This window comes from Streptomyces clavuligerus, assembly GCF_005519465.1.
GTDB lineage: Bacteria > Actinomycetota > Actinomycetes > Streptomycetales > Streptomycetaceae > Streptomyces > Streptomyces clavuligerus.
Map to the genome: position 1 here is coordinate 5,942,750 of NZ_CP027858.1, position 26,410 is coordinate 5,969,159.

The 26,410-nt window shown below is 71.6% G+C and carries 24 protein-coding genes and 1 riboswitch; of the genes, 17 read left to right on the forward strand and 7 right to left on the reverse strand.

The genetic code is table 11. The annotated features are described in order from the left end of the window. The first annotated feature begins 10 nt into the window (after window positions 1-10). The 9 genes from CRV15_RS25115 (at window position 11) to CRV15_RS25155 (ending at window position 9,453) form a co-directional block, all read left to right on the forward strand. Window positions 11-2,506: a mannose-1-phosphate guanyltransferase gene (locus CRV15_RS25115; RefSeq protein WP_003957152.1), complete on the forward strand. Its 2,496-nt coding sequence runs from the start codon at window positions 11-13 to the stop codon at window positions 2,504-2,506. Window positions 2,507-2,616: 110 nt separating this feature from the next. Continuing rightward, entirely contained in the window at window positions 2,617-3,546 is a 930-nt protein-coding gene (locus CRV15_RS25120) for a DUF881 domain-containing protein (protein WP_044955754.1), read from the forward strand. Then, window positions 3,543-3,875, forward strand: a complete 333-nt coding sequence (locus CRV15_RS25125; protein ID WP_003957155.1) for a small basic family protein — start codon at window positions 3,543-3,545, stop codon at window positions 3,873-3,875. Before CRV15_RS25120 ends, CRV15_RS25125 begins: the two co-directional genes overlap by 4 nt. A gap of 17 nt (window positions 3,876-3,892) precedes the next feature. After that, window positions 3,893-4,708, forward strand: coding sequence for a DUF881 domain-containing protein (locus tag CRV15_RS25130; RefSeq protein WP_003959671.1), 816 nt, complete (start codon window positions 3,893-3,895; stop codon window positions 4,706-4,708). Window positions 4,709-4,790: 82 nt separating this feature from the next. Beyond that, window positions 4,791-5,738 (forward strand): FHA domain-containing protein, encoded by a 948-nt coding sequence (locus CRV15_RS25135; RefSeq protein WP_230864205.1) that lies wholly within the window; start codon window positions 4,791-4,793, stop codon window positions 5,736-5,738. A 17-nt stretch (window positions 5,739-5,755) separates the two neighbouring features. Beyond that, window positions 5,756-6,538, forward strand: a complete 783-nt coding sequence (gene ftsR / locus CRV15_RS25140) for a transcriptional regulator FtsR (protein ID WP_003959669.1) — start codon at window positions 5,756-5,758, stop codon at window positions 6,536-6,538. Between the two features lie 53 nt (window positions 6,539-6,591). Further along, window positions 6,592-7,065 (forward strand): bifunctional nuclease family protein, encoded by a 474-nt coding sequence (locus tag CRV15_RS25145; RefSeq protein ID WP_003959668.1) that lies wholly within the window; start codon window positions 6,592-6,594, stop codon window positions 7,063-7,065. A gap of 230 nt (window positions 7,066-7,295) precedes the next feature. After that, window positions 7,296-7,901, forward strand: a complete 606-nt coding sequence (locus tag CRV15_RS25150) for a MerR family transcriptional regulator (RefSeq protein ID WP_003959667.1) — start codon at window positions 7,296-7,298, stop codon at window positions 7,899-7,901. Between the two features lie 64 nt (window positions 7,902-7,965). Next, window positions 7,966-9,453 (forward strand): DNA polymerase IV, encoded by a 1,488-nt coding sequence (locus CRV15_RS25155; protein WP_003959666.1) that lies wholly within the window; start codon window positions 7,966-7,968, stop codon window positions 9,451-9,453. On the opposite strand, the gene CRV15_RS25160 is transcribed toward CRV15_RS25155, so the two are convergent. Further along, entirely contained in the window at window positions 9,342-9,746 is a 405-nt protein-coding gene (locus CRV15_RS25160; protein WP_003959665.1) for a PRC-barrel domain-containing protein, read from the reverse strand. The two genes, CRV15_RS25155 and CRV15_RS25160, sit on opposite strands and share 112 nt — an antisense overlap. Before the next feature lie 116 nt (window positions 9,747-9,862). Continuing rightward, a riboswitch (glycine riboswitch) is annotated at window positions 9,863-9,960 on the forward strand. A 185-nt stretch (window positions 9,961-10,145) separates the two neighbouring features. Here CRV15_RS25160 and gcvP point away from each other — a divergent pair. Further along, entirely contained in the window at window positions 10,146-13,031 is a 2,886-nt protein-coding gene (gene gcvP / locus CRV15_RS25165) for an aminomethyl-transferring glycine dehydrogenase (protein WP_003957161.1), read from the forward strand. 147 nt (window positions 13,032-13,178) lie between these two features. Here the strand turns inward: gcvP and CRV15_RS25170 are convergent, their stop codons facing one another. Further along, window positions 13,179-13,376 carry a DUF5999 family protein gene (locus tag CRV15_RS25170; protein ID WP_003957162.1) on the reverse strand — a complete coding sequence of 66 codons (198 nt, stop codon included), beginning with the start codon at window positions 13,374-13,376 and terminating at the stop codon, window positions 13,179-13,181. Window positions 13,377-13,723: 347 nt separating this feature from the next. After that, window positions 13,724-14,314, reverse strand: coding sequence for a hypothetical protein (locus tag CRV15_RS25175; RefSeq protein ID WP_003957163.1), 591 nt, complete (start codon window positions 14,312-14,314; stop codon window positions 13,724-13,726). Between the two features lie 502 nt (window positions 14,315-14,816). Here CRV15_RS25175 and CRV15_RS25180 point away from each other — a divergent pair. After that, window positions 14,817-16,343 carry a glutamate-cysteine ligase family protein gene (locus CRV15_RS25180; RefSeq protein WP_003957164.1) on the forward strand — a complete coding sequence of 509 codons (1,527 nt, stop codon included), beginning with the start codon at window positions 14,817-14,819 and terminating at the stop codon, window positions 16,341-16,343. Between the two features lie 146 nt (window positions 16,344-16,489). Next, window positions 16,490-17,287, forward strand: a complete 798-nt coding sequence (locus CRV15_RS25185; RefSeq protein WP_003959662.1) for a CPBP family intramembrane glutamic endopeptidase — start codon at window positions 16,490-16,492, stop codon at window positions 17,285-17,287. Window positions 17,288-17,404: 117 nt separating this feature from the next. Here the strand turns inward: CRV15_RS25185 and CRV15_RS25190 are convergent, their stop codons facing one another. Next, window positions 17,405-18,229: a PhzF family phenazine biosynthesis protein gene (locus tag CRV15_RS25190; protein WP_003957166.1), complete on the reverse strand. Its 825-nt coding sequence runs from the start codon at window positions 18,227-18,229 to the stop codon at window positions 17,405-17,407. A gap of 155 nt (window positions 18,230-18,384) precedes the next feature. Here CRV15_RS25190 and CRV15_RS25195 point away from each other — a divergent pair, with 155 nt between their 5' ends. Continuing rightward, window positions 18,385-18,990 (forward strand): PadR family transcriptional regulator, encoded by a 606-nt coding sequence (locus CRV15_RS25195; protein WP_003959661.1) that lies wholly within the window; start codon window positions 18,385-18,387, stop codon window positions 18,988-18,990. Window positions 18,991-19,018: 28 nt separating this feature from the next. Here CRV15_RS25195 and CRV15_RS25200 read toward each other — a convergent pair whose 3' ends face one another. Next, a complete protein-coding gene (locus CRV15_RS25200; RefSeq protein WP_009995444.1) occupies window positions 19,019-19,456 on the reverse strand; it encodes a type II toxin-antitoxin system Rv0910 family toxin in 438 nt (145 codons plus the stop codon). A gap of 252 nt (window positions 19,457-19,708) precedes the next feature. On the opposite strand from CRV15_RS25200, the gene CRV15_RS25210 reads away from it, so the two are divergent. From CRV15_RS25210 to CRV15_RS25220, 3 genes are all read left to right on the forward strand, one after another. Continuing rightward, entirely contained in the window at window positions 19,709-20,362 is a 654-nt protein-coding gene (locus CRV15_RS25210; RefSeq protein ID WP_003957169.1) for a Clp protease N-terminal domain-containing protein, read from the forward strand. Between the two features lie 78 nt (window positions 20,363-20,440). Continuing rightward, the gene (locus tag CRV15_RS25215; RefSeq protein ID WP_003957171.1) at window positions 20,441-21,541 is read left to right on the forward strand and encodes an EamA family transporter; all 1,101 of its coding nucleotides are present in this window, start codon (window positions 20,441-20,443) and stop codon (window positions 21,539-21,541) included. 379 nt (window positions 21,542-21,920) lie between these two features. Continuing rightward, window positions 21,921-22,910, forward strand: a complete 990-nt coding sequence (locus CRV15_RS25220; protein WP_029182839.1) for a DMT family transporter — start codon at window positions 21,921-21,923, stop codon at window positions 22,908-22,910. Between the two features lie 91 nt (window positions 22,911-23,001). On the opposite strand, the gene CRV15_RS25225 is transcribed toward CRV15_RS25220, so the two are convergent. Beyond that, window positions 23,002-23,709 (reverse strand): pyridoxamine 5'-phosphate oxidase family protein, encoded by a 708-nt coding sequence (locus CRV15_RS25225; protein ID WP_009995443.1) that lies wholly within the window; start codon window positions 23,707-23,709, stop codon window positions 23,002-23,004. 35 nt (window positions 23,710-23,744) lie between these two features. Between CRV15_RS25225 and CRV15_RS25230 the strand changes: the two genes are divergently transcribed. Beyond that, window positions 23,745-25,076 carry an aminotransferase class I/II-fold pyridoxal phosphate-dependent enzyme gene (locus CRV15_RS25230; protein ID WP_044977324.1) on the forward strand — a complete coding sequence of 444 codons (1,332 nt, stop codon included), beginning with the start codon at window positions 23,745-23,747 and terminating at the stop codon, window positions 25,074-25,076. A 117-nt stretch (window positions 25,077-25,193) separates the two neighbouring features. On the opposite strand, the gene CRV15_RS25235 is transcribed toward CRV15_RS25230, so the two are convergent. Next, window positions 25,194-26,360, reverse strand: a complete 1,167-nt coding sequence (locus CRV15_RS25235) for a DMT family transporter (RefSeq protein WP_003957175.1) — start codon at window positions 26,358-26,360, stop codon at window positions 25,194-25,196. Between the last annotated feature and the right edge of the window lie 50 nt (window positions 26,361-26,410).

Here is a 26,410-nt window from a genome sequence, read left to right on the forward strand (position 1 = left end):
CGCTTCCGACATGAAGGCCGTCGTAATGGCCGGTGGCGAAGGAACCCGCCTTCGCCCCATGACGTCGAGCATGCCCAAACCGCTCCTGCCGGTGGTCAACCGGCCGATCATGGAGCATGTGCTGCGGCTGCTCAAGCGGCATGGGCTCAAGGAAACCGTGGTCACGGTCCAGTTCCTCGCCTCGCTGGTCAAGAACTACTTCGGTGATGGCGAAGAGCTGGGCATGGAGCTGACCTACGCCAATGAGGAAAAGCCCCTGGGTACCGCCGGCAGTGTGAAGAACGCCGAGGAAGCACTCAAGGACGACGCGTTCCTCGTCATCTCGGGCGATGCGCTCACCGATTTCGATCTCACCGACCTGATCGCCTTCCACAAGGAGAAGGGCGCGCTGGTCACCGTCTGTCTGACCCGGGTGCCGAACCCGTTGGAGTTCGGAATCACCATCGTCGACGAGGCCGGCAAGGTGGAACGTTTCCTGGAGAAACCCACCTGGGGCCAGGTGTTCTCCGACACCGTGAACACCGGTATCTACGTCATGGAGCCCGAGGTCTTCGACTATGTCGAGCCCGATGTTCCCGTGGACTGGTCCGGGGATGTCTTTCCCCAGCTCATGAAGGAAGGCAAGCCGATCTACGGCTATGTCGCGGAGGGCTACTGGGAGGACGTCGGCACCCACGAGAGCTATGTGAAGGCCCAGGCGGACGTCCTGGAGGGCAAGGTCGACGTCGAGATCGACGGCTTTGAGATCTCGCCCGGGGTCTGGGTGGCCGAGGGCGCGGAGGTACACCCCGACGCCGTACTGCGCGGGCCGCTGTACATCGGCGACTACGCCAAGGTCGAAGCCAATGTGGAACTCCGCGAGGACACCGTCGTGGGGTCCAACGTGGTCGTGAAGAGCGGCGCCTTTCTCCATCGGGCCGTGGTCCACGACAACGTCTACATCGGTGAGCACTCCAATCTCCGCGGCTGTGTGATCGGCAAGAACACCGACATCATGCGCGCGGCCCGGATCGAGGACGGGGCCGTCATCGGGGACGAGTGCCTGATCGGCGAGGAGTCGATCGTCCAGGGAAACGTACGTGTCTACCCGTTCAAGACGATCGAGGCGGGTGCGTTCGTCAATACCTCGGTGATCTGGGAATCACGCGGTCAGGCACATCTCTTCGGGGCCCGGGGCGTTTCCGGGATCATCAATGTGGAGATCACCCCCGAGCTGGCGGTGCGGCTCGCCGGGGCCTATGCCACCACCCTCAAGAAGGGTTCCACGGTCACCACCGCACGCGATCACTCCCGTGGTGCCCGGGCACTCAAACGGGCGGTGATCTCCGCCCTTCAGGCCAGCGCCATCGATGTGCGGGACCTGGAGAACGTACCGCTGCCCGTGGCCCGGCAGCAGACCGCGCGCGGCAGCGCTGGCGGGATCATGATCCGCACCACGCCGGGTGTCCCCGACTCCATCGACATCATGTTCTTCGACGGGCGGGGAGCGGACCTCTCCCAGGCCGGACAGCGGAAGCTGGACCGGGTGTACGCGCGGCAGGAGTACCGGCGGGCCTTCCCCGGAGAGATCGGGGACCTGCGCTTCCCGGCGAGTGTCTTCGACTCGTACACCGGGTCATTGCTGCGGAACGTCGACATCACGGGTATCGCCGACTCCGGGCTCAAGGTCGTCGTCGACGCCTCCAACGGCAGTGCGGGGCTGGTTCTGCCGAGTCTGCTGGGGCGGCTCGGTGTGGACGCCCTGACCATCAACCCGGGGCTGGACGAGGCGAGGCCGACCGAGACGGCGGACACCCGCCGGGCGGGTTTGGTCCGGCTCGGCGAGATCGTCGCGTCCGCCCGCGCGGCCTTCGGGGTGCGGTTCGACCCGGTCGGCGAGCGGCTGTCCCTGGTGGACGAGCGGGGAAGGATCATCGAGGACGACCGGGCGCTGCTGGTCCTGCTGGACCTGGTCGCTGCCGAGCGGCGCAGCGGGCGGGTGGCGCTGCCGGTGACCACGACACGGATCGCCGAGCAGGTGGCCGCGTACCACGGGACGCAGGTGGAGTGGACGACGACCTCGCCCGACGACCTCACCCGGGTGGGCCGGGAGGAGACCACCATCTTCGGCGGCGACGGCCGCGGTGGCTTTATCGTGCCGGAGTTCAGCAGTGTCTTCGACGGTACGGCGGCGCTGGTGCGGCTGGTGGGGCTGGTGGCCAGAACGCAGCTCACGCTGAGCCAGATCGACGCCCGTATTCCCCGGGCGCATGTGCTCAAACGCGATCTGGCCACTCCCTGGGCGGTCAAGGGTCTGGTGATGCGGAGGGTTGTCGAGGCGGCCGGTGACCGGCAGGTGGACACCACCGACGGAGTGCGTGTGGTGGAGCCCGACGGGCGCTGGGTGATGGTGCTGCCCGCTCCCTCGGAGGCCGTCACCCATTTGTGGGCGGAGGGACCCGACGACGCCTCGGCCCAGGCACTGCTCAACGAGTGGGCGGCGGTGGTGGACAGCGCAGGTGACTAGGGGGTAGCCAGGGGTACCGCCGGTGTGCCGGAAGCTTTCGGAACCGTTGCTTCCGGCACACCGGTGGGGCCATTCGGCGGCAGGGGGCGCGACGTGCGACGATGTGCGGCATGCCGCAGCAGCCCCCCATTCGGACCACTGGCTTTACGCCAGGACGCCCCGATGCGTCCATGTCGCTGCTGACGAATGTGATGGAGCACAGCCTCGACGAGGGCTATGCCGAGGCGGCTGCCCGCAGGAGGGCCGAGGGCGCTCCACTGCCCCGCCCGCTGCGGGCGAAACTGGGGCTTGCGGCCGGTCTGGTGCTCGCCGCGGCGGTGGTCACCGTGGGCGCGGCCGAGGCACGGATATCCGCGCCGGTGCTGGCCAAGGAGCGCGAGGAACTGATCGACCGGGTCGACGCCAAGACCGCCGCCGCGGACGAGCTGGCGGACCGGGTGGACCGGCTGCGGGACGAGGTGGGGGAGCGGCAGCGGAAGGCGCTCAAGTCGGCGGGCGCGGCCGGGGAGCCGCTGGCCTCGTTGCTGGCGGGCGCCACCGAGGTCGAGGGGCCGGGTGTCCGGTTGGTGATCGACGATGCCAAGGGCACCGATCAGAGCGGCTCTGGCCCCCGGGAGAGCGGCGGTTTCAGCGACACGGGCCGGGTGCGCGACCGTGACATGCAGCGGATCGTCAACGGTCTGTGGGAGTCCGGCGCGGAGGCCATGGCCATCAATGGGCAGCGCCTGACGGCCCTGTCGGCGATCCGGGCCGCCGGAGACGCCATACTGGTCGACAACAGGCCGTTGGTACCGCCGTACACGGTGCTTGCGGTGGGGGACGGCGAGAAACTGGACACCGCGTTCCGCGACAGCGTCGACGGCCTGTATCTGGAGCTGCTGCGGAAGGACTACGGCATCCGTTTCAGTGTCTCCGCCGAGGACGAGGTGCGTCTGCCCGCCGCCCCGAGCCTGATCGTACGTACAGCAGAGCCGGGTACCGCCATCGCCCGTGGGAACGGTGGACAGGGCACGGCAGAGACAGGGAAAGGCACAACGTGATCGCCGTACTGGGCCTCGTCGTGGGAGTCGTGGCCGGATTGTTGCTGAGGCCCGAGGTCCCGGCGGTGGTCGAGCCCTATCTGCCGATCGCCGTGGTGGCGGCCCTGGACGCCGTCTTCGGGGGGCTGCGGGCCATGCTGGACGGGATCTTCGTCGACAAGGTGTTCGTGGTCTCCTTCCTGTCCAACGTGGTCGTGGCCGCGCTGATCGTGTACCTGGGGGACAAGCTGGGTGTCGGAGCCCAGCTCTCCACGGGTGTCGTCGTGGTGCTGGGCATCCGGATCTTCTCCAACGCTGCGGCGATCCGCCGGCATGTGTTCCGGGCGTGAGTGCGGTGGAGGAGCCGATGAACGACGAATCGACCGGCCGGGGCGCCGGGGCCGCCGATGACGGTGCGCCGGGTGCGGCGCAGCCGCCGGTACCCGGTGGTCCGAGGGCGGGGATGACCGGCCGTCAGCGGCTGGTGGCCGGGCTCTGGCCGCCGCGGGTGACCCGGGCTCAATTGACCGTGGCGGTGCTGTTGTTCGTCCTCGGTCTGGGGCTCGCCATCCAGGTGCGGTCCACCAGTGACAACAGCGCGTTGCGGGGGGCCCGCCAGGAGGACCTGGTGCGGATTCTGGACGAGCTGGACCATCGCACGGAGCGTCTGGAGGACGAGAGGCAGCGGCTCACGGCCCAGCGGGCGGAGCTGGAGAACAGCTCCGACCAGGCGGAGGAGGCACGCAAGCAGACCCGGTTGAAGGAGCAGCAACTGGGCATTCTGGCGGGTACGGTCGCCGCGCGGGGCCCGGGCATCACGCTCACGGTCGCGGACCGCTCCGGTGCCGTGGAGCCGGACATGCTGCTCGACGCGATCCAGGAGCTGCGTGCCGCGGGGGCGGAGGCGATCCAGATCAATGGTGTCCGGGTGGTCGCCGACAGTTACTTCAGCGGCCTGAAGGGTGCTGTCGAGATCGACGGGAACCGGATCGGGGCGCCGTACATCTTCAAGGTCATCGGCAAACCGCACGATCTCGAACCTGCCCTGAACATTCCGGGCGGAGTCGTGCGGACACTGGAGAAGGAGCAGGCCACTGCCACGGTGGTCCGCTCGGAGAGGATCGTCGTGGACGCCTTGCGGGCCGCGAAGCGGCCTGACTACGCTCGGTCGTCGGCGCGGTGAGGCGGGCGCGTACGGTGCTCCGCCGACGAGGGCACGAGGTCGCGGGGGGTCGCCGCACAGAACTCGTGCCGTGTGGTGGAAACTGTCTGGTGGGTACGGACGTTGTGAGGATGTCCGGGTCGGCAGGTGTGATCAGTCAGGGTTCGTCCTGCCCCACGGGCGGGTCTATTTCGGTCAAGGGGAATCGCCCGTGAAGTTGTTTGCGAAGTTGTTCGGCAAGAGCGCACGCGAGGAAGGCGGCAACGCCAGGCACCGTGCGCGGCGTCAGGGTCAGGAAGAGGTCCAGAGCGGGGAGCGTCCGCTCTTCCGGGACGAGTTCGCTGGTCCGGGCGGTGATATTCCCGGGGCGCGGGGCGCGTCGGCTGTTGACCCTGCCGGTCCCGGACGCATAGGTTTCGGGGAACCATCGACCTCGGGTGGAGGGTTTGCCCCCGATCCGTATGCGACCAATCCCCACGGGGGGCGGCCGCGGCAGGAGGATGATCCGTCCATGACGGGTGTCACGGTCTGCACGAGGTGCGGCAACCGCAATCCGCAGACGAGCAAGTTCTGCTCCAACTGCGGCGCGCCGCTGCGGGGCCAGCCGGCCGCGGAGCGGGCCTCGGAGACCACGTCGACGATCTCCATCTCCGGCCTGGAGGCCTATGACTCGGAGATGACGGGGCAGACCCAGCTGCCCTCCCTGTCGCCCGAGGCGCAGGCCGCGGTGGAGGCGCTGCCCCTGGGGTCGGCGCTGCTGGTGGTGCGGCGGGGGCCCAATTCGGGCAGCCGCTTCCTGCTCGACAGCGATCTGACGACGGCGGGCCGTCATCCGCAGAGCGACATCTTCCTGGACGACGTGACCGTGTCGCGCCGCCACGTGGAGTTCCGCAGGGGCCGCGACGGCAGCTTCAGCGTGGCTGACGTGGGCAGCCTCAACGGCACGTATGTCAATCGCGAGCCGATCGACTCGGCTTATCTGAACAACGGGGACGAGGTCCAGATCGGCAAGTACCGGCTGGTCTTCTACGGGAGCCAGCGGGCCGTGTAACCCGCAAGGGAAGGCACATGCGCACACCGACGGGCGGTGCCGGGCGTGGCACCGCCACCGCGGGGGGAAGGGTTCCCGCGGCCGAGCGGCTGATGAGTATCGGCACCGTCCTCGGTCAGCTGCGGGACGAGTTTCCCGAAGTCACGATTTCCAAGATCCGTTTTCTGGAGGCGGAGGGACTGGTCGAGCCGCGGCGCACCCCCTCCGGGTATCGGAAGTTCAGCCAGGAGGACGTGGAGCGGCTGGCGCAGGTGCTGCGGATGCAGCGGGACCACTATCTTCCGCTGAAGGTCATCCGTGAGCATCTCGACGCCGCGGACCGCGGGGAACAGGTCCAGCTGCCCGCTCAGAGCCCTGGGCGGGACGGGGCGGCCACCGGGGCCGGGGCGGGGGAGCCGGGCCCGTGGGAGGCCGTTGGTGAGCGCCGTACCGCCGCCCGGGTGGGGCGAGCGGAGCTGCTGGCCGCCGCGGAGGTGGGCGAGGAGGAGCTGGCCGAGTGGGAGTCGTACGGCCTGCTCGTCCCGGACGCCGCCGGTGCTTTCGACGCCGAGGCGGTGACCGTGGCGAGGCTGGTGGCCGATCTCGGCAGATTCGGTCTGGAGCCACGGCACCTTCGCGCCATGAGGGCCGCGGCCGAGCGGGAGGCCGGACTGGTCGAACAGGTGGTCGCACCGCTGCGGAGGCATCGCAATCCGCAGACCAGGGCCCATGCCGAGGCCACCGCCCGGGAGCTGGCGACTCTGTCGGTGCGGTTGCACGCCGCCCTGGTGCAGACGGCCCTGGGGGTGCGTCTCACGTGATCTAGGACGTGCCCGACTACCCAAACAGGTCGGGCACGTCCTAGGGTTGCTGTGTGAACGAGCTCGACGTCGTGGGTGTCCGGGTGGAAATGCCCTCCAACCAACCGATCGTGCTCCTGCGTGAAGTGGGAGGCGACCGGTACCTCCCCATCTGGATCGGTCCCGGGGAGGCGACCGCCATTGCCTTTGCCCAGCAGGGCATGGCACCTGCCAGGCCGCTGACCCATGATCTCTTCAAGGATGTGCTGGAGGCGGTGGGCCAGGAGCTCACCGAGGTCCGCATCACCGATCTGCGTGAAGGGGTCTTCTACGCGGAGCTGGTCTTCGCCAGCGGAGTCGAGGTGAGCGCGCGTCCGTCCGACGCCATAGCGCTCGCTCTGCGCACCGGTACGCCGATCTACGGCAGTGACGGGGTCCTCGACGACGCGGGTATCGCGATTCCCGATGAGCAGGAGGACGAGGTGGAGAAGTTCCGCGAGTTCCTCGACCAGATCTCTCCCGAGGACTTCGGAACCGGCAATCAGTGACTGCCGCACGCTGAGCAGGTGACCGTCGGTGGCCCGGCGGTCACCGGAGGCGGCTGCGGAAGCGGGTTCACCTGGCCGGTTCCAGGCCATTCGAGCACTGTTTCCCGGTTCTGGTCACTCCAAACCACTCTCAGGGTGATTATCACTCGGCGTGCCGAGCGCGGCGATCGTTGACGCACCCCTGGTGACTGCCTACCGTCGAGTCGGCAGGTCAAGGACGGAGGGTCGGCGTGAGAAACAGCGGCGACGGTGCGGTGGGGGGCGTCCTCGGACGAGGTCTGGGGGAGAGCGGTCCGTATCCGCTCGGGGAGGGTACGACCGAGCGCTCCGGACGGCCGGAGGAGACCGTCGGCTACCGGGGGCCGACCGCCTGCGCGGCGGCGGGGATCACCTACCGCCAGCTCGACTACTGGGCCCGTACGGGGCTGGTCGAGCCCAGCGTCCGCCCGGCGTACGGATCCGGCACCCAGCGGCTCTACAGCTTCCACGACGTCGTCGTCCTCAAGATCGTCAAACGTTTCCTGGACACCGGCGTCGCCCTGCAGAACATCCGGGCCGCCGTCCGGCACCTGCGGGAGAGGGGCTGCGCCGACCTGGAGCGGATGACCCTGATGAGCGACGGGGCGACGGTGTACGAGTGCTCGTCGCCCGATGAGGTGGTGGATCTGCTCCAGGGCGGGCAGGGGGTCTTCGGGATCGCCGTGGGAGTCGTCCGGCGCGATGTCGAGGCGGCGCTGTCGCAGCTCCACGGGGAGCGGGTCGACACCGGTGAGACGCTCGCCGGCCACCATCCGCTGGACGAGCTGGCGCGCCGTCGGCAGAACCGGGCCGGCTGAGCCCGCGCCGGGCTCCGGGGGTGCCGGAGGGGCACTGTCAGTGGCGTGAGGCAGCATCGGAGATGTGAGATCCGCGCCGACGATCCTGCATCTGGACATGGATGCGTTCTTCGCCGCCGCCGAGCAGGCGGCGAAGCCCAGCCTGCGCGGAAAACCCGTGATCGTCGGGGGGCTGGGCCCCCGCGGGGTCGTCGCCACCGCCTCGTACGAGGCCCGGCGTTTCGGGGTGCACTCGGCGATGCCGATGGCGCAGGCCCGGCGGCTCGCGCCGAACGCGGCCTACCTCGTACCCCGCTTCGCCTTCTACCGCTCCATCAGCGAGCAGGTGATGGAGCTGCTGCGGGCGCTGTCGCCCCTGGTGGAGCCGTTGAGCCTGGACGAGGCGTTCGTGGACCTGGAGGCCACCGGGGCGGTCGACGCGGCGGCGGCCCGAGCGGCCGGTGAGCGGCTGCGGGCGGACATCCTGGCGGTCACCGGGCTGACCGGCTCGGTGGGGCTCGCCGGGTCCAAGATGCTGGCGAAGATCGGCTCGGAGCGGGCCAAGCCCGACGGCCTGGCGCTGATCGAACCCGGCACCGAGCGGGAGCTGCTGGGGCCGCTGTCCGTACGGATCCTGCCCGGGGTGGGGCCCGCCACCGGGGAGCATCTGCGCCGGGCCGGGATGACGGCCTGCGCCGATCTCGTGGAGGCGGGCGAGGACGAGCTGGTACGGCTGCTCGGCAGGGCGCACGGGACGGCGCTGTTCCGGATGGCGCTCGGCCAAGACGACCGGCCCGTGGTGGCCGAGCGGGACACCAAGTCGGTGTCGGTGGAGGACACCTTCGACGTGGATCTGCACGACCGGGTCGGAATCCGGGTCGAGGTGGAGCGGCTCGCCGAGCGCTGCACGGCCCGGCTGCGGGCCTCCGGGCACTCGGGGCGGACGATCGTCCTGAAGGTGCGGAGGTACGACTTCTCCACGCTGACCCGCTCCGAGACGCTGCGCGGGCCCACGGACGACCCGTCCGTGGTGCGGGAGGCCGCGGGGCGGCTGCTGGAGTCCGTCGACACCACGGGCGGGGTGCGGCTGCTCGGCGTGGGGGTGTCCGGGCTGGCCGACTACACCCAGGAGGATCTGTTCGCCCAGGCCGCGGTGGAGGAGGCGACGGACCGGGACCCGGGGGCGGACCCGCCGCCCGCCCCGGCCGAGGGGCCCGGCCCCGCCGAGCCCGTCGAGCGCCACTGGCCCGCCGGTTCCGACGTTCGGCACAGCACCCACGGTCCGGGGTGGGTCCAGGGCAGCGGGGTGGGCCGGGTCACCGTCCGGTTCGAACGGCCGGACTCCCCGCCCGGACGGGTGCGCACCTTCCGCGTCGACGACCCCGAGCTGTCACCGTCCGATCCCCTGCCCCTGGTGGCCGCCCCCGCCGGGGCCGGGGCGGACGACGGGCCCCCGGGGCCTCAGTCGCCGGCGGGAGCCGCGCGGCCGTCCTCCCCGGCCACCCGGCCGAAGGAGCGGTCCCCCGGGGGACCGGGATCGCCGGAATCCGCCGCGGGGAGGTCGAGGCCGTAGTGGCGATAGAGCTGGAGCTCCTGCTCCGGGGAGAGGTGGCGGCCCACGCCGAAGTCCGGGGCGTCCCTGATCAGAGCGCGTTCGTACGGCACGCTCAGCGCGTCGTCCACCAGCGTGCTCGGGGCAAGCGGGACGAAGGCGTCCCGTCCGAAGAGTCCGGTCCGCACGGCGGCCCATTCGGGCGAGCCGGTCGCGTCGTCGAGATACACCTCGTCCACGGTCCCGATCTTGGTCCCGTCGCGGTCGAACGCCTTGCGGCCGATCAGACTGCGCGGATCGACATCGGTCTGCACGGTCCCTCCAAGAGTTCGCAGCTATCCATCCTTAAGGCCCACCAAAGAGCAGATCGGTGGTATCGGCCACTTGAGCGATCGTCGAAGGGGTCCGCTGGTAGGCTGACATTGGCTGTTGACCCCACGCGGGAGAGTCCACCGGCACACCGCCGGCGGCGCCGAAGGAGCAAATCCTCCCCGGAATCTCTCAGGCACCCCGTACCGCATGGGTGAGGTCACTCTGGAAAGCAGAGCGGACGCCGGACGGCGGCATCCGCTCTCACCGACGGTGAAAACCGGGCGCCGAGCGCGTGCCGCCCGGTGAAGCTCTCAGGTTGAGATGACAGAGGGGGAGGCCGTCCGGGGCACCCGCGCCGTGGTGCCCCTCACAGGTCGCGTCAGACCAGGAGGCCTCCGATCATGACCGCTCACCGCACGCCCCTCTCCGAGTTGGAGCGCGGCACCCCCTTCGAGCAGCGCCACATCGGCCCCGACGCCGAGGCGCAGGCCAAGATGCTGGCACAGGTCGGATACGGCTCGCTGGACGAGCTGACCGCCGCGGCCGTCCCCGACGTGATCAAGAGCGCCGAGGCGCTGGGGCTGCCCGAGGCCCGCACCGAGGCCGAGGTCCTCGCCGAGCTGCGCGGCCTCGCCGACCGGAACACCGTGCTGACCCCGATGATCGGCCTCGGCTACTACGGCACCTTCACGCCCCCGGTGATCCTGCGCAACGTCATGGAGAACCCCGCCTGGTACACGGCGTACACGCCCTACCAGCCCGAGATCTCCCAGGGCCGTCTCGAAGCGCTGCTGAACTTCCAGACCATGGTCGCCGAGCTGACCGGACTGCCCACCTCCGGTGCGTCCCTGCTGGACGAGGGCACCGCGGCGGCCGAGGCCATGGCGCTCTCCCGCCGGATCGGCAAGGTCAGGAACGGGGTCTTCCTGGTCGACTCCGACGTCCTGCCGCAGACCCTCGCGGTGATCGGGACCCGCGCCGAGCCGACCGGTGTCGAGGTCGTCACCGCCGACCTCTCCCAGGGCATCCCCGACTCCGTTGCCGAGCGCGGGGTCTTCGGTGTGCTGCTCCAGTACCCCGGTGCCTCCGGCGCCATCCGTGATCTGCGGCCCGTCATCGAGCAGGCGCACGCCCTCGGCGCCGTCGTCACCGTCGCCGCCGATCTGCTCGCCCTGACCCTGCTCACCTCCCCCGGCGAGCTGGGCGCGGACATCGCGGTCGGCACCACCCAGCGCTTCGGCGTCCCGATGGGCTTCGGCGGCCCCCACGCAGGCTATATGGCGGTCCGGGACACCTTCGCCCGCAGCCTGCCCGGACGGCTCGTCGGCGTCTCCGTCGACGCGGACGGCGACAAGGCGTACCGGCTCGCGCTCCAGACCCGGGAGCAGCACATCCGCCGGGAGAAGGCCACCAGCAACATCTGCACCGCGCAGGTGCTGCTCGCCGTCATGGCCGGTATGTACGCCGTCCACCACGGTCCCGAGGGGCTGCGGACGATAGCCCGGCGCACCCACCGGTACGCGAGCCTGCTCGCCGCCGGGCTGACGGCGGGCGGCGTGGAGCTCGTCCACGGCTCGTACTTCGACACGCTGACCGCGCGCGTCCCCGGCCGGGCCGCCGAGGTGGTCGCGGCGGCCCGTGAGGGCGGGGTCAACCTCCACCTGGTGGACGACTCCCATGTCTCGCTCGCCTGCGACGAGACCACCACCCGGGCCGCGCTCACCACCGTCTGGGCGGCGTTCGGGGTGGAGGCCGACATCGAGGCCCTGGACGCCACCGTGGCGGACACCCTGCCCGCCGCGCTGCTGCGCGAGGACGAGTACCTCCACCACCCGGTCTTCCACCAGCACCGCTCCGAGACCGCCATGCTGCGCTATCTGCGCCGCCTCGCGGACCGCGACTACGCGCTGGACCGGGGCATGATCCCGCTCGGCTCCTGCACGATGAAGCTGAACGCGACCACCGAGATGGAGCCGGTGACCTGGCCCGAGTTCGGGCAGATCCACCCCTTCGCCCCGGTCGACCAGGCGGCCGGCTACCTCACCCTCATCCGGGAGCTGGAGGAGCGCCTGGCCGAGGTCACCGGCTATGACAAGGTCTCCCTCCAGCCCAACGCGGGCTCCCAGGGCGAGCTGGCCGGACTGCTCGCGGTCCGCGCCTACCACCGGGCGAACGGGGACGAGCAGCGCACCGTGTGTCTCATCCCGTCCTCCGCGCACGGCACCAACGCCGCCAGCGCCGTGATGGCCGGGATGAAGGTGGTCGTGGTCAAGACCGCCGACGACGGTGAGATCGACGTCGACGATCTGCGTGCCAAGATCGAGAAGCACCGCGCGGAGCTGGCGGTGCTGATGATCACCTACCCCTCCACGCACGGTGTCTTCGAGGAGCACGTGGCCGACATCTGCGCCACGGTGCACGAGGCGGGCGGCCAGGTCTACGTCGACGGCGCCAACCTCAACGCCCTGGTGGGGCTCGCCAAGCCGGGGAAGTTCGGCGGCGATGTCTCGCATCTGAACCTGCACAAGACCTTCTGCATCCCGCACGGCGGCGGCGGCCCCGGTGTCGGCCCGGTCGCGGTCCGCGAGCACCTCGCCCCGTATCTGCCCAACCACCCGCTCCAGCCGACCGCCGGACCCAGGACGGGCGTCGGCCCGATCTCGGCCGCGCCCTGGGGCTCCGCGGGCATCCTGCCGATCTCCTGGTCGTACGTCCGGCTGATGGGCGGGGCGGGGCTCAAGCGGGCGACGCAGGTCGCCGTGCTCGCCGCCAACTACATCGCCAAGCGGCTGGAGCCGCACTACCCGGTGCTCTACACCGGCCCCGCCGGGCTGGTCGCCCACGAGTGCATCGTGGATCTGCGTCCGCTGTCGAAGGCGACGGGTGTGACCGTCGACGACATCGCCAAGCGGCTCATCGACTACGGCTTCCACGCGCCCACGATGTCGTTCCCGGTGGCCGGGACGCTGATGATCGAGCCCACCGAGAGTGAGAACCTCCAGGAGATCGACCGCTTCTGCGCCGCGATGATCGCGATCCGGCAGGAGGTCGAGAAGGTCGCGTCGGGCGAGTGGCCCGCCGAGGACAACCCGCTGCGGAACGCCCCGCACACCGCGGCCTCGCTCGGTGGGGAGTGGGAGCACCCCTACACCCGTCAGGAAGCGGTCTTCCCGGCCGGGGTGAGCACCGCCGACAAGTACTGGCCTCCGGTGCGCCGGATCGACGGCGCTTTCGGCGACCGCAACCTGGTCTGCTCCTGCCCGCCGCTGGACGAGTACGGGAGCTGACGGCGCGAGCCGCGGGGACGGACGGCAAAAGGCGCCCCTGGGGGCGCCTGAGCCTGGAGTCCGGGGCCGGTGCGGAGAGGTCCGTGCCGGCCCTGAGGTGTCGGTGCGGGGTGGCGCTGTACCGGTGCGGTGGGCGGAGCCGCGGTGCTATGCGGCTGCCGTGGCGAGGCAGAGCCGGTGCGGTGCGATGACCTGGCCGTCCGGCAGCAGTTCGCCGGTGTCCTCGAAGAGGAGGACGCCATTGCACAACAGGCTCCAGCCTTGTTCGGGGTGGTGCGCCACGCGGCGCGCCGCGTCCCGGTCGGCCGATTCGGATGTGGGGCAGGATGGCTGATGCTGGCACATGGATGGGTTCTTTCGCTGCGAAGTAGTGACTGTGCTGCGGCTCGCTGAGGTGTTCATGGCCGCCCCCCGTATCTGTAGAGTCCGGTCCCAGTGTCGCCTTGTCGGCGTTATCTCGCAGGGATTTCGCGGCAGCTCGTCCTACTGATGTAAGACGTTCCTCCGGGGGAGTTGGTTCAACTCAAGTCCCTTGTACTTTCGGGTGGTTCAGAGGGTCGGGAAGGACTAGTCCGTCCGAAAACCGATGGCGTGGAAGAGAACGAAAGAGCCCCGGACACACGACGGCGCCCCGCGACCCTCGGAAGGGTCGCGGGGCGCGGCGGCGGACGTCCGCGGGTGCCCGGCGGCGGTCAGGCGGGTGAGCCGAGCAGGGGTCCGGGAGCGATCCGAAGGCTCATCAGGGGCAGCAGTTCGGCGACCCGGTGCGGCCGGTGGGCCGCGATGCCCGGCGGTGCGGGGGCGAGTGGTACCAGGATGTCGGTGGGCTGCGGAGTGCCGGAGTCCGCGTCGGCGTCCGTGCCCCGGTGCAGCCAGAGGGTGAGCATGTACAGCTCGGGGATGGAGAGCAGCCGTGGCTGATAGGGGGTCGTCATCGCCTCCGCCTGGCGCAGGGCGCGTTCGGTCGAGGTGAGATAGGGGCCTTCGAAGAAGTGCGAGAAGGTCCAGCCGTCCGCGGTGAGGACCGTCTCGGCGGCGGCGACATAGCGCTCGCCGCCGCGGATCAGAAAGCGCCAGCCCGTGAGCCGGGTGCAGGGGCGGTCGCCGGGGGTCGGGACGATCTGGTCGAGCACATGGACCGGGAGCGGTGACTCGGGGCTCACCGGACCCTGGGCGGAACGGAGTGCGGGAGTGCGGTCCTCGCGGACTGCGGTCGGGGAACCGAGTGCCGTGAGGACGCTGCGGAGCGCGGGTGCGGGAGCCGGGAGGACGTGCAGCGGCATGGTGGGACGCCTCTCACTAGGGGAGACACGGTGAGGCAGGGCAGGGTGCGGACGGCGCTGTCAGCGAGCGGGGCCAGAGGGGCCGAAGGGGCCACTGGGCGCCAACTATCTGCCTTCTGTACAGAGTTTATACGACCTGTGTTCTCCCAGTGATTCCGCTAGCGCCGCCGTGTATTCACCGCAAGAGTGGATCAGGACTTTCGGGCGCGGCGGATCCGCCGGTTCTCCCTGGAAATATCCTTCCCGGCCAGGGCGTTTCCCCGGTGACTGGTAGGCCGAAACTCATCGGTGTTTTTCACCATGCCGGGGGCAGTGGTAGGTGAGTACTGCGCCCTGCATGAGGCGGTCCCATGGCGCCGATGTGACGTACAGCTCGCCACTTCGGACACCCTACCGGTTGCCGGCTGTCTCCGTGGCGTTATCGATCAGCCAGGGTGGGCATTATCGTCCGGGGCGCGGGCGACCGGAGCCGCGCGATGTCCAGTCGAGGAAGGACACTTCGATGGGGGACAAGGACGTGGCAAGAGGCTTTGCGCCGGCCGATCGCCAGAGATACCGGCGCAAGCTGCAACAGTGCCTGGCGGGGCTGGGGCGACTGCTGGACGAGAAGCGGTTCGACCGGCCCAAGAATCTGCTGGGCCTGGAGATCGAGTTGAATCTCGCAGGGGCGGACGGCCTGCCCCGGATGATGAATGCGGAAGTTCTTGAGCGAATCGCCAGCAACGATTTCCAAACCGAGCTGGGGATGTTCAATCTGGAGGTGAACGTTGTTCCGCACCGGCTCGGCGGCCGTGTTCTCGACCAACTCGCCGAGGAGTTGCGGGCCGGGCTCGGATATGCCGACCGGAAAGCGAACGAGGTTGGCGCAGGGATCGTGATGATCGGTATTCTTCCGACCCTCACCCAGGACCATCTGGTCCATGGGAACCTGTCGGACGTCGACCGTTATACCCTGCTCAATGATCAGATCCTCACCGCCCGCGGCGAGGATTTCTCACTCGACATCAGCGGTATAGAGCGGCTGACCTGCACCTCCGCTTCGATAGCCCCGGAAGCGGCCTGCACCTCGGTGCAGTTGCACCTCCAGGTCACCCCCGGCCGTTTCGCCGATGTGTGGAACGCGGCGCAGGCGGTGGCGGCGGTGCAGATCGCGGTGGGGGCCAACGCGCCCTTCCTCTTCGGCAAGGAGCTGTGGCGCGAGTCGCGGCCACCGCTGTTCACGCAGGCCACGGACACCCGGCCGCCCGAGCTCCAGGCCCAGGGCGTCCGGCCGCGCACCTGGTTCGGCGAACGGTGGGTGGAGTCCGCGTACGACCTCTTCGAGGAGAACCTGCGCTTCTTCCCCTCGCTGCTGCCGATCTGCGACGAGGAGGACCCGCTGCGGGCCATCGACCAGGGAAACGCCCCTGAGCTGCGGGAACTCGTACTGCACAATGGCACGATCTATCGCTGGAACCGCCCGGTCTACTCGGTCGCGGACGGTGTGCCCCATCTGCGGGTGGAGAACCGTGTCCTCCCCGCCGGGCCCACGGTCACCGATGTCATCGCCAACGCCGCCTTCTTCTACGGGCTGGTACGGGCGCTCGCCGAGGAGCCGCGGCCGGTGTGGAGCCGACTGCCGTTCCGGACCGCCGAGGAGAATTTTGACACTGCGTGCCGCCACGGCATCGACGCGGAGCTGTACTGGCCCCGTCCGGGCCGGACCGGCGGGGTGACCCGGGTGCCCGCCGTGAAACTCGTCCGTGACGAGTTGCTGCCGCTGGCCGCCGCCGGTCTCGACGCCTGGCAGGTGGCCCCCGCCGACCGCGACCGCTATCTCGGGGTCATCGAGGAGCGGTGCCGACGGCGCGTCAACGGGGCCGTCTGGCAGTCCGAGACCTATCACCGCGCCCGTGCGGCAGGGCTGGGGCGGGACGCGGCGCTCGCCGCGATGACCCGGCGCTATCGCGAGCTGATGCTCCAGGGCGAGCCCGTGCACTCCTGGCCGGTCGGCTTCCCCGGCGGGCAGAACGGCGGACCGGGGGAGTGATGCCCGGGGCATCGGCCGGACGCGCCCCGCAGCTCCGGACACGGGGCCCTGCCGGGCCCGCCCGGGTGCCCGACCTAGGATGACGGTCGTCCCCGGCCGCCCGGTGCGGTCCGGGGCGGGACCAGTCACAGGGAGGCAGGGTGCGGATGGAGGCCGGGGGCGTGGCCGACGCTCTTCCCCGGGAGGAACTGCCGCCGAAGGTGCTGCGGTCCGAACTGCTGCTGGTGCTCGCCCTGTCGCTGGGCGCCAGCGCCATGTCCTCACTGATCAGCTTCGCGGGCGCGCTGACCAGGCCGGGCGGGCTCAGCGAACAGGCGGCGAAGCTCAACGGCTCGGCCGCCCCCGGGCGGCCCTGGCTGGATCTCGCCTGGCAGCTCTTCGGGATCACGACCGCGCTGGTGCCGGTGGCACTGGTGGCGCATCTGCTCACCCGGGAGGGCGCGGGCGGGCTGCGTTCGCTCGGCTTCGACCGCAGCCGCCCCTGGCCCGACCTGGGCCGCGGCACCCTGATCGCGGCGGGCATCGGCAGCGCCGGGCTCGCCTTCTATCTCGTCGCGCAGGCCACGGGCCTCAACCTCACCGTGGTGCCCGAGTCCCTGCCCGGGGTGTGGTGGAAGTTCCCCGTCCTGATCCTCTCCGCGATCCAGAACTCGGTGGTCGAGGAAGTGATCGTGGTCGGGTATCTGCTGCGCAGACTCGACCAGCTCGGGTGGACGCCGACGGCTTCCCTGATGACCAGCTCCGTGCTGCGCGGCTCGTACCACCTCTATCAGGGGATCGGCGGGTTCATCGGGAACATGGTCATGGGCGTCGTCTTCGTCCTGCTCTACCGCAGGTGGGGACGGGTCGGGCCGCTGGTCGTGGCGCACGCGCTGCTCGACATCGTGGCCTTCGTCGGATACGCGCTGCTGGCGGGGAAGGTCGGCTGGCTGCCCACGGCCTGAGCCCTGGGTCCGCGCTGAGCCCCGGGCCTGTCCTGAGCCCTTCATGCCCGGACCCCGGGGATATCGAGGTCCGGGCACGCGGATGGCGGGGCCGGTCGGAGGCCCGGGGCCCCGGGGTCAGGGACGGGTCAGCAGCTCGCCGTCGACGACGGTGACCGCTCGTCCGCCGAGCAGGGTGCGCTCTCCGGCCAGCTCGGTCCTGACCAGTCCGGAGCGTGCGGACGCCTGAAGTCCGGTCAGCTCCGCGCGGCCCAGCCGGGCCGACCAGAACGGGGCCAGCGCGGTGTGGGCGCTGCCCGTCACCGGGTCCTCGTCGATCCCGGCCCGGGGGAAGAACCCGCGGGAGACGAAGTCGTACGGCAGGTCCGGCCGTTCGGCGGCGGCGGTGACGACGACACCGCGAGCGGCGTACGCGGTCAGCGCCCGCAGATCCGGGGCGAGGTCGCGCACGGTCCGTTCGTCCGCCAGCTCCACCAGCAGATCGCCGAGGTGCGGGCCGGTGTCGTGCGCCGAGACCACCGGCGCCCCCAGCGTCTGTGCCAGCCCCTCGGGGGTCGGGCGCGGGGTGAGCGGGGACGTGGGGAAGTCCAGGGTGATCGCGCCGTCCTCATGGGCGGTCGTCCGCAGGACGCCGGAGCGCGAGGCGAAGCGGACCGTGCCGCCGGCGATGCCGCTGGTGTGCAGGACATGCGCGGTGGCGAGGGTGGCGTGGCCGCAGAGGTCGACCTCGACGGCGGGGGTGAACCAGCGCAGGGCCCAGTCGGCGTCGCCTCCGGCGGGCAGCGGGTGGGCGAAGGCGGTCTCGGAGAGATTGACCTCGCGGGCCACGTCCTGGAGCCAGCCGGGCTCGGGGAACGCCGTCGCGTCGGGGAGCAGTACGACGGCGGCGGGGTTGCCGGTGAACGGGGTGTCGGTGAAGGCGTCGACGATTCTGATGCGCATGTGCCCGACGCTAGCGAGCGGACCGACGCCGGGGAAAAAGCCAATTCGCGATGACTGGACCGCATACCGATGGGCGACGCTTGTCGGACGAGCTATTCCGATATATCTTTGAGGTATCGCGACAGATCAAGATCCACGATGGAAGGAGTGTCGTGATGTGTACCCATGGACATGAGCAGGAGTTCGGGCGCGGTCGCTGCGGGCCCGGCCACGGGGAACGTGGTGGCTTCGAGGGGCGCCGTGGCGCGTTCGGGCCGTTCGGGCCGCCCTTCGGCGGGCCTTTCGGCGGCGGCGGGCACGGCCGGGGCGGCGGCAGGGGAAGGGCGCGGCGCGGCGATGTGCGGGCCTCGATCCTCGCCCTGCTGAAGGACCGGCCGATGCACGGCTACGAGATGATCCAGGAGATCGGCGAGCGCAGCCGCGGGGCCTGGAAGCCCAGTCCGGGATCGGTCTACCCCACCCTTCAGATGCTGGAGGACGAGGGGCTGATCGTGAGCGCCGCGGACGGCGGCAAGCGGCTGTTCACCCTCACCGACGCGGGACGTCAGGAGGCCGAGGCCGGTCCGGACGCCCCGTGGGAGGAGGCCGGGCGCACGGTCGACTGGGACGCGCTCAACGAGGTCCGGCAGGCGGGCTGGGGCCTCATGGAAGCCTTCGGCCAGGTCTGGAAGACGGGCAGCCCCGAGCAGCGGACCAAGGCCGTCGAGGTGATCGGCGAGGCCCGGAAGAAGCTCTATCTGATCCTCGCCGACGAGAGCTGAGCGGAATCGACGGGAGCGGGAGGGGTGTTCAGCGGGTCAGCTCGGGCAGCGCCGCGAGCCTGCGCAGGGACTCCTCAAGCGCCGCCGTCGCCGACTGGGTGAGCTTCGCGGCCATCAGCGACACGGCGGCGCCGGTGAACTCGCCCTCGATCCGCACCACGGTGGTGTCCCCGTCGGGGATGAGGGCATAGCGGTTGCGGAGTGTGACGCCCATGGGGCCCTGGCCCGTGATCCCGAGGAGTCGGCCCGGCTCGTACTCGACGACTGTCCAGGTCACCTCGGCGGGAAAGCCCATCAGGCGCATGTTCTCCTGGTACCGGGCCCCGGACTCCAGGGTGGCGGGTCCGCCCCCGGGGAACCCGGTGTGTGTGCTGCTCCACCGGTGGTGGCCGCTGAAGTCGGTGAGCTGGGCCCAGATCTCCGCCGCGGGCGCTGCGATCCTGGCCTCCGCGCTGACCTCGGCCATAGGGCCACCCCTCCCTGTCGGGTCCTGCCGCCACGGTGTCGCGGCCATGTGTCGCGATGTCGCGGAAGGTAGCCGCCGCCGGTGGAGAACTCAAGACTGACGGACCGTCAGAAAAAGAGGGGGGCTGAGGTTCTCCTCCGTAAGGAGGATTGTCCGGCGGTGGTGCCCACCTTGCGTGGGAGGTGGACATAGACCTCTACGGGGATGTAAAGGGTGCTTGTCCCTGATGAGGTGGGAGATGTGCAGCTCCCTATGCCGAAACCGCCCGTCAGGCCCGCAGAGATCCACAGTGACATCCGCAGTGATGTCCGCAGCGACGTCCGTCTCGACATCGACTCACGATCCACGACTCACGATCCACGACTCACCGCCGAGCTGGTCTCGGTGGTGACGGCGGCCCGGCGCAGGGCGGTGCGCGACGGCGACCGGCAGATCGACACCGCCCACCTCCTGCACTCGCTCATCGAGGCGGATGCCGAGGTACGGGCCGTCCTCGGCCCCGGCCCCCGGCTCGCCAGGGTCCTCGGCTATCTCGCCCAGCGCAGCATCGGCTACGGGCTGCGCTGGCGGGGCTCGGTGGAGGACCGCGGGGCGCTGCGGGCCGCCCCGGGCGGTGGAGCGGCGGCGGTGCCCGGTCCCGGTACGGCGGCGTCCGCTCGCGGCGGGGCGCCCCGGGCCCGTGCCGATACGCCGGGCGGACGCCCGGTCCTCCGGGGTGTCTCACCCGCCGCCGTCGGCGCGCTCGAAGGGGCACTGGCGTACGCGGAGTCGCGCGGCGCCCGGCGGGCCACCGGGCAGGATCTGCTCCGTGCCCTGGCGGCGGACGGCGGCTGCCGCGCGGTGGAGGTGCTGCGGTGGGCGGGAGCCGACACGGTCCGGCTCGGCGGGCGCGCCGAAGCGCCCTGAGAACGGGCCCGGGGACGGTGCGTAAGCCAGCACCCTGAAGGGGTTACGGTCCTGACGGCGTGCTGTCATGATGTGCCGATGCACGGGTCACAGGGAAGAAACAGGGGCCTGGGGATCGCCCTGGTCTCAGCGCTCGCGTTCGGAGGATCGGGGGTCGCGGCCAAACCGCTGATCGAGGCGGGCGTCGACCCGTTGCACATGGTGTGGCTGCGGGTCACCGGCGCCGCGCTGCTGATGCTGCCGCTCGCCTGGCGCCATCGCGCGCTGCTCCGCCGCAGGCCCGCACTGCTTCTCGGGTTCGGGACGCTCGCCGTCGCGGGTGTCCAGGCGTTCTACTTCGCCTCCATATCCCGCATCCCTGTCGGGGTGGCCCTGCTCGTCGAATATCTCGGCCCGGCCCTGGTGCTCGGCTGGATCCGCTTTGTCCAGCGCCGACCGGTCACCCGCGCGGCGGCCGTCGGCGTGGTGCTCGCCGTCACCGGACTCGCCTGTGTGGTCGAGGTCTGGTCGGGGCTGGGCTTCGACCCCCTCGGGCTGCTGCTCGCGCTGGGCGCGGCGTGCTGCCAGGCGTGCTACTTCATCCTGGCGGACCATGGCGCCGACGGGACGGAACCGGCCGATCCGCTGGGAGTCATCGCGTACGGCCTCCTGGTCGGCGCGCTGGTGCTGACGGTGGTCGCCCGGCCCTGGAATCTGGACTTCGGGCTGCTCGCCCAGGATGTCGCCGTGGGGGACACGGGCAGGCTCGTCCCGGCGCTGCTGCTGCTCGGATGGGTGGTACTGATCGCCACCGTGCTCGCGTACATCACCGGAGTCGTCTCGGTGCGCTCACTGTCCCCGCAGGTCGCGGGGGTGGTCGCCTGTCTGGAGGCGGTGATCGCCACCGTGCTGGCCTGGGTGCTGCTGCGGGAGCACCTGTCGCTGCCGCAACTGCTGGGCGGCGCCCTGGTGCTGCTCGGGGCCCTCATCGCCCAGTCGCAGGCGCCGAAGGCCCCCGCGTCGGAGCCGGTGGCCTCGGGCACGCCGGTACGGCCCGGGTCCGCGGAGGGCGTGTCGGCGGAGGGCGTGTCGGCGGAGCGCGCGTTGGCGGTGAACGCGTCGGCGGTGGACGAGCGTGCGGACGGCCCGGAGGGCGGATCGGCGGACCGTCCGGCGGATGTGCCTCGCGTACGCACCTGAAGGGCCTCCCGCGCCCGCGCGGGAGGACGTCCCGCCGCGCGCCGCGACGGGACGCTCCTCCGCGCCGAGGAGGTCCGCGCGGACACGGCGGCGGGCGGACTCCCGTGCCGGCCGGACCGCCGAGCCGTCGGCGGCGGAAGGCCGGGCGCCCGGAGGGAAGTTGTCCGCCGAAGCCGCCGGACCGTAGAGTGCCGATCATGCATTCGACTGTCCTCCCGCCGCCTGCCGCCTAGCGCGGGCGGTCTGCCGTTGACGAAGACGGGCCCGGGGCGTCCCGGGTTGATGCGCGCTGCCCGCACGCCGGAGCCGAGCGTTCATCCTCCCGTTCTTCTCACGGAGACCTCTCGTGTCGCATTCCTCGCAGCCCTCGGCTGCCGCTGTGTCCGCACGGGCCGCCGCGCCCCTCTCCGCCGGACGCGGCCTGCTCTGTCTGGTCGTCGCCGGGATCGCCTGGGGGACCGCGGGCGCCGCCGCCTCGCTGGTCTTCCGGGCCAGTGATCTCGGGCCGCTGTCCCTGTCGTTCTGGCGCTGCGCCGGTGCCCTGCTGCTGCTTCTGCCGGTGCTCGCCCTGCGCGCACGGCGTTCGCGCGCCGTCGCCGGCTCCGCCGCCCTGGGCGGGGCCGGGGCGCCCGCCGCGGCCGGGTCGCGCCGCCGCCGCACGGTCCGGATGCTCGGGACCGGAATCGGCCTCACCGTCTTCCAGGGCGGGTACTTCGCCGCCGTGGAGGCCACCGGCCTCGCCGTCGCCACCGTCGTCACCCTGGGCGCGGGTCCGCTGCTGATCGCGCTGGGGGCCCGGCTGACGCTGGGGGAGCGGCTGGGCGCGGGCGGTGTGTTCGCGGTCGGCGGGGCGCTCTGCGGTCTCACCGTCCTGGTCCTGGGCGGTGAGGGCGGTACGGTCCGGCCCGCCGGGATCGCGTCGGCGCTGCTCTCCGCCACCGGGTACGCGGTGACCACGCTGCTCGCGCGCCGACCGGGCCCGCGTGGCGGGGCCGACCCGCTCGTCACCACCGTGTGGTCCTTCGTGATCGGCGCGGTCGCGATGCTGCCCCCGGCCCTCGCCGAGGGGCTGCTGCCGGGCTCCGGGGACACGGTCCGCGTGGTCCTGCTGCTGGCGTATGTCGCGGCGGTCCCGACGGCGCTGGCGTATGTCCTCTACTTCGCGGGAGCCGCCCGCGTCCGGGCCGCCACCGTGTCGGTGGTCATGCTCCTGGAGCCGGTGAGCGCCGCCGTGATCGCGGTGACCCTGCTGGGGGAGCGGCTGACCCCGGCGACCGTGCTCGGCACCGCCCTGCTGCTGACGGCGGTCACGGGACTGGCCTGGGCCGAGACGGCACCGGGGCGCCGGACCCGGGCCGCACGGCGCTGACATCCCTCCCGTGCGTCCCCTTCCGCGGCCCGGTGCCGTGCGGAGGGGACGCACGGGGTGTGCTCGACGGGCCCGGCGGCCGGGCGGCGGGTCAACCGGCGGGCAGATACCCCGGGGTCCCGGTCGCCGGGTCGAGGTCGTCCGCCGGGACCGGGGCCCCGTACGAGGTCCGCACCGGCACGACCCCCGCCCAGTACGGAAGGTCCAGATCCTCCGGGTCGTCGACCGGCGGGCCGGTGCGGACCTTCGCCGAGACCTCCTCCAGATCCAGCCGCAGGACGGCCGTCGCCGCCAGCTCACGGGCGTTGGGCGGGCGGGAGTCCCGGGAGCGGCCCGGCGCCACCGCGTCCACCAGGGCGTCGAGGGCGGCGCGCCGCTCCCCGGGGTCCACGACCTGGTGGGCGGTGCCGTGGATGACGACCGAGCGGTAGTTGACGGAGTGGTGGAACGCGGAGCGCGCCAGCACCAGCCCGTCGAGGTGGGTGACGGTCAGACAGACCGGGAGACCGGGGGCCTCCCCGTCCGCCCCGGAGGCCATCCGCAGCGGCCGGGAACCGGTCGAGCCATGGACGTACACGCGCTCCCCGACGCGCGCGTACAGCGTCGGCAGCACCACCGGGGCGCCGTCCCGGACGAAACCGAGGTGGCAGAGGTATGCCCCGTCGAGGATGGAGTGCACCTGCTCGCGGTCGTACACCGCGCGTTCCCTGGAACGGGTGGGGACGGTGCGGCCGGTCGGTTCGTAGGCGCCGGTGCCGACGGCGGGGGCGGCGGCGGATTCGGTCCGGGTGTCCGGCATGGCGGCCTCCATTGCACTAGTGCATAATGTTATTTGTGCTAGGAGAGTATCTGATCACTGGTCGGCGCGCAGCGGAGATCGCGGCCGACATCGAACGCGCGGTGGGCGCCGGGAAGCTGAGGCCCGGTCAGTCGCTGCCCCCGATGCGGGAGCTGGCGGCCGGTCTCGGCGTCAACCCGAACACCGTGGCCGCCGCCTACCGCACCCTGCGCGAGCGCGGCGTCATCGAGACGGCGGGCCGCCGGGGCAGCCGGGTGCGCCCCCGTCCGGCCAGCACCTCGCGCGGCTCCATCGGGGGCGGGGCGCCGCCGGGGGTACGGGACGTGGGCGGGGGCAACCCCGACCCGGCGCTGCTGCCGCCGCTCCGCGAGGTGCTCGACGCGGTGGCGCGACGCGCCGACGAGCGGCCCGTGCTCTACGGCGAGGAGCCCCTGGACGAGGAGTTCGCCCGGCTCGCCCGGGCCGCGCTGGACGCCGACGGGGTGCCCGCCGGACCCGTTGTCGCCACCTCCGGCTCGCTCGACGCCATCGAACGGGTGCTCGCGGCGCGGCTGCGGCCCGGTGACGCCGTCGCCGTCGAGGACCCCGGCTGGCACAGTCTGCTGGACCTCGTCCCGGCGCTCGGGCTCCGTGCCGTCCCCGTCCCCGTCGACGACGAGGGGCCCCGCACCGCCGGGGTGGAGCGGGCCCTCGCGGCGGGGGCGCGGGCGCTGATCGTCACCGACCGCGCCCAGAACCCCACGGGGGCCGTCGTGGGGGCGGACCGGGCGGAGGAGCTGCGGGGCGTGCTCGCCCGCCATCCGCAGGTGCTGCTGATCGAGGACGACCACGGGCACGGGATCGTCGACCAGCCGCTGCACCCGCTCGCCGGGGCCACCGGGAACTGGGCCTTCGTCCGTTCCACGGCCAAGGCGTACGGGCCCGATCTGCGGGTCGCGGTGCTCACCGGCGACCCGCTCACCCTCGACCGGGTCGCAGGGCGGCAGCGGCTCGGGCCCGGCTGGGTCAGCAGGCTGCTCCAGCGCACCGTCGCCGGGCTCTGGGCCTCGGGGGCCGTCGACCCGCGCACGGTGGCCCGCGCGTACGGGGAGCGGCGCGAGGCGTTGGTGCGGGCGCTGGCCGGTCATGGGATCGCGGCGCACGGGCGCAGCGGGATGAATGTGTGGGTGCCGGTGCCGGACGAGACGGCGGCGGTGGCACGGCTGGTGCACGAGGGGTGGGCCGTCGCCCCCGGCGCGCGGTTCCGGATGGCGGCACCGCCCGGTGTGCGGATCACCGTCTCGGGGCTGTCACCCGCCGACATCGACGCGGTGGCCGCGGCGGTCGCCGTGGCCACCGCACCCGCGCCGGCCCGCAGCTACGGCTGAGCGGCCCCGGCGACGGCGGGGCTCCGGCCGCGGTCGTGCAGAACGTGGCCGCACGGGCTGCGGAGGGACGGTCCACGGCTGACCGGTCCGCGGTGGTGTGGTCCGCGGTCGCGCGGCCTACGGCTGGGCGGGGGTGCTCGCGGCGGACCGTCCGGCGGCGGTCGCGCGGGCCATGGCCTCGGTTCCGGCCGCCGCGCCGGTCGTGGTGGGCGCCGTCCGCACGTCTCCGGGGAGTCCGTCCGCCGGGAGGTCGCCCTTCGGGGGGCGGAGGCCCTGTTCCGGCCGCCCGCCTGCCCGGACGGTGCCGCCGCTGTTCCGCCCCCGTCCCCGGCTCTGCGCCAGCGCGGCCCCGGCCAGCACGATCGCGGCACCCACCGGGGTGTTCCAGCTCAACTGCTCGCCCAGCAGTGCGACACCCGCCGCCGTGGCGATGACCGGGATGAAGTACGTGACCATGGTCGCGGTAGTCGGCCCGACCTCCTCCACCAGGCCGTACTGGACCAGCAGGGCGAACCCGGTCCCCAGGACGCCGAGGGCCACCACCGCCAGCAGCGGCACCGGCGCGAACGACGACGGAAGCTCGGTGAAGAGCGGGGTCACCACAGCGAGCTGGACCGTGGCCAGCAGAAGCTGCGCACCGGTCAGGGAGAGGTGCGACTCCTCGCGGCCCGCGAGCGTCCGGCGTACGTATATCCAGCCGACCGGGTAGCAGAACGAGGCCAGCAGGGCCAGCGCCGTGCCCCGGACATCGAGCCCGGAGAAGCCCTGCCAGGCGCCGAGCACGGTCAGCACACCGAGGAAGCCGACGCCGAGCCCCGCCACCCGGCGCCGGGTGGGCCGGTCCTCGGAGAGCGCGACCAGGGAGAGCAGCATGCCCCACAGCGGTGAGGTGGCGTTGCAGATACCCGCCAGGGTCGACGGGATCGTCAGCTCCGCGTAGGCGAAGAGCGAGAACGGCACCGCGTTGAGCAGCAGCGCGGCCACGGTGAGATGGGCCCAGACCCGGATGCCGCGCGGCAGTCGGTCGCGCCGTACGGCCATGGCCACGGCGAGTACCGCCGTACCGAAGAAGAGCCGGCCGAACGTCACCTGGAACGGTGCGTATCCCTCGGTGCCGACCTTGATCAGCAGAAAGCTGAACCCCCACACCAGGGACAGCACCGCGAAGCGGACACGCCAGTCGAGGCGGGGGCGCCGATCGGGACCGGGGTGCTGGTCACGGCGGGGGCGGCGGCCCCGCTCGACGGGGGAGCGCGGGGTGGTGCGGGCGGGGACGCTGGTCATGCGTTCCACCCTCACCCCTGCGAACTTCTTAGCACAAGCGAGAATTTGTT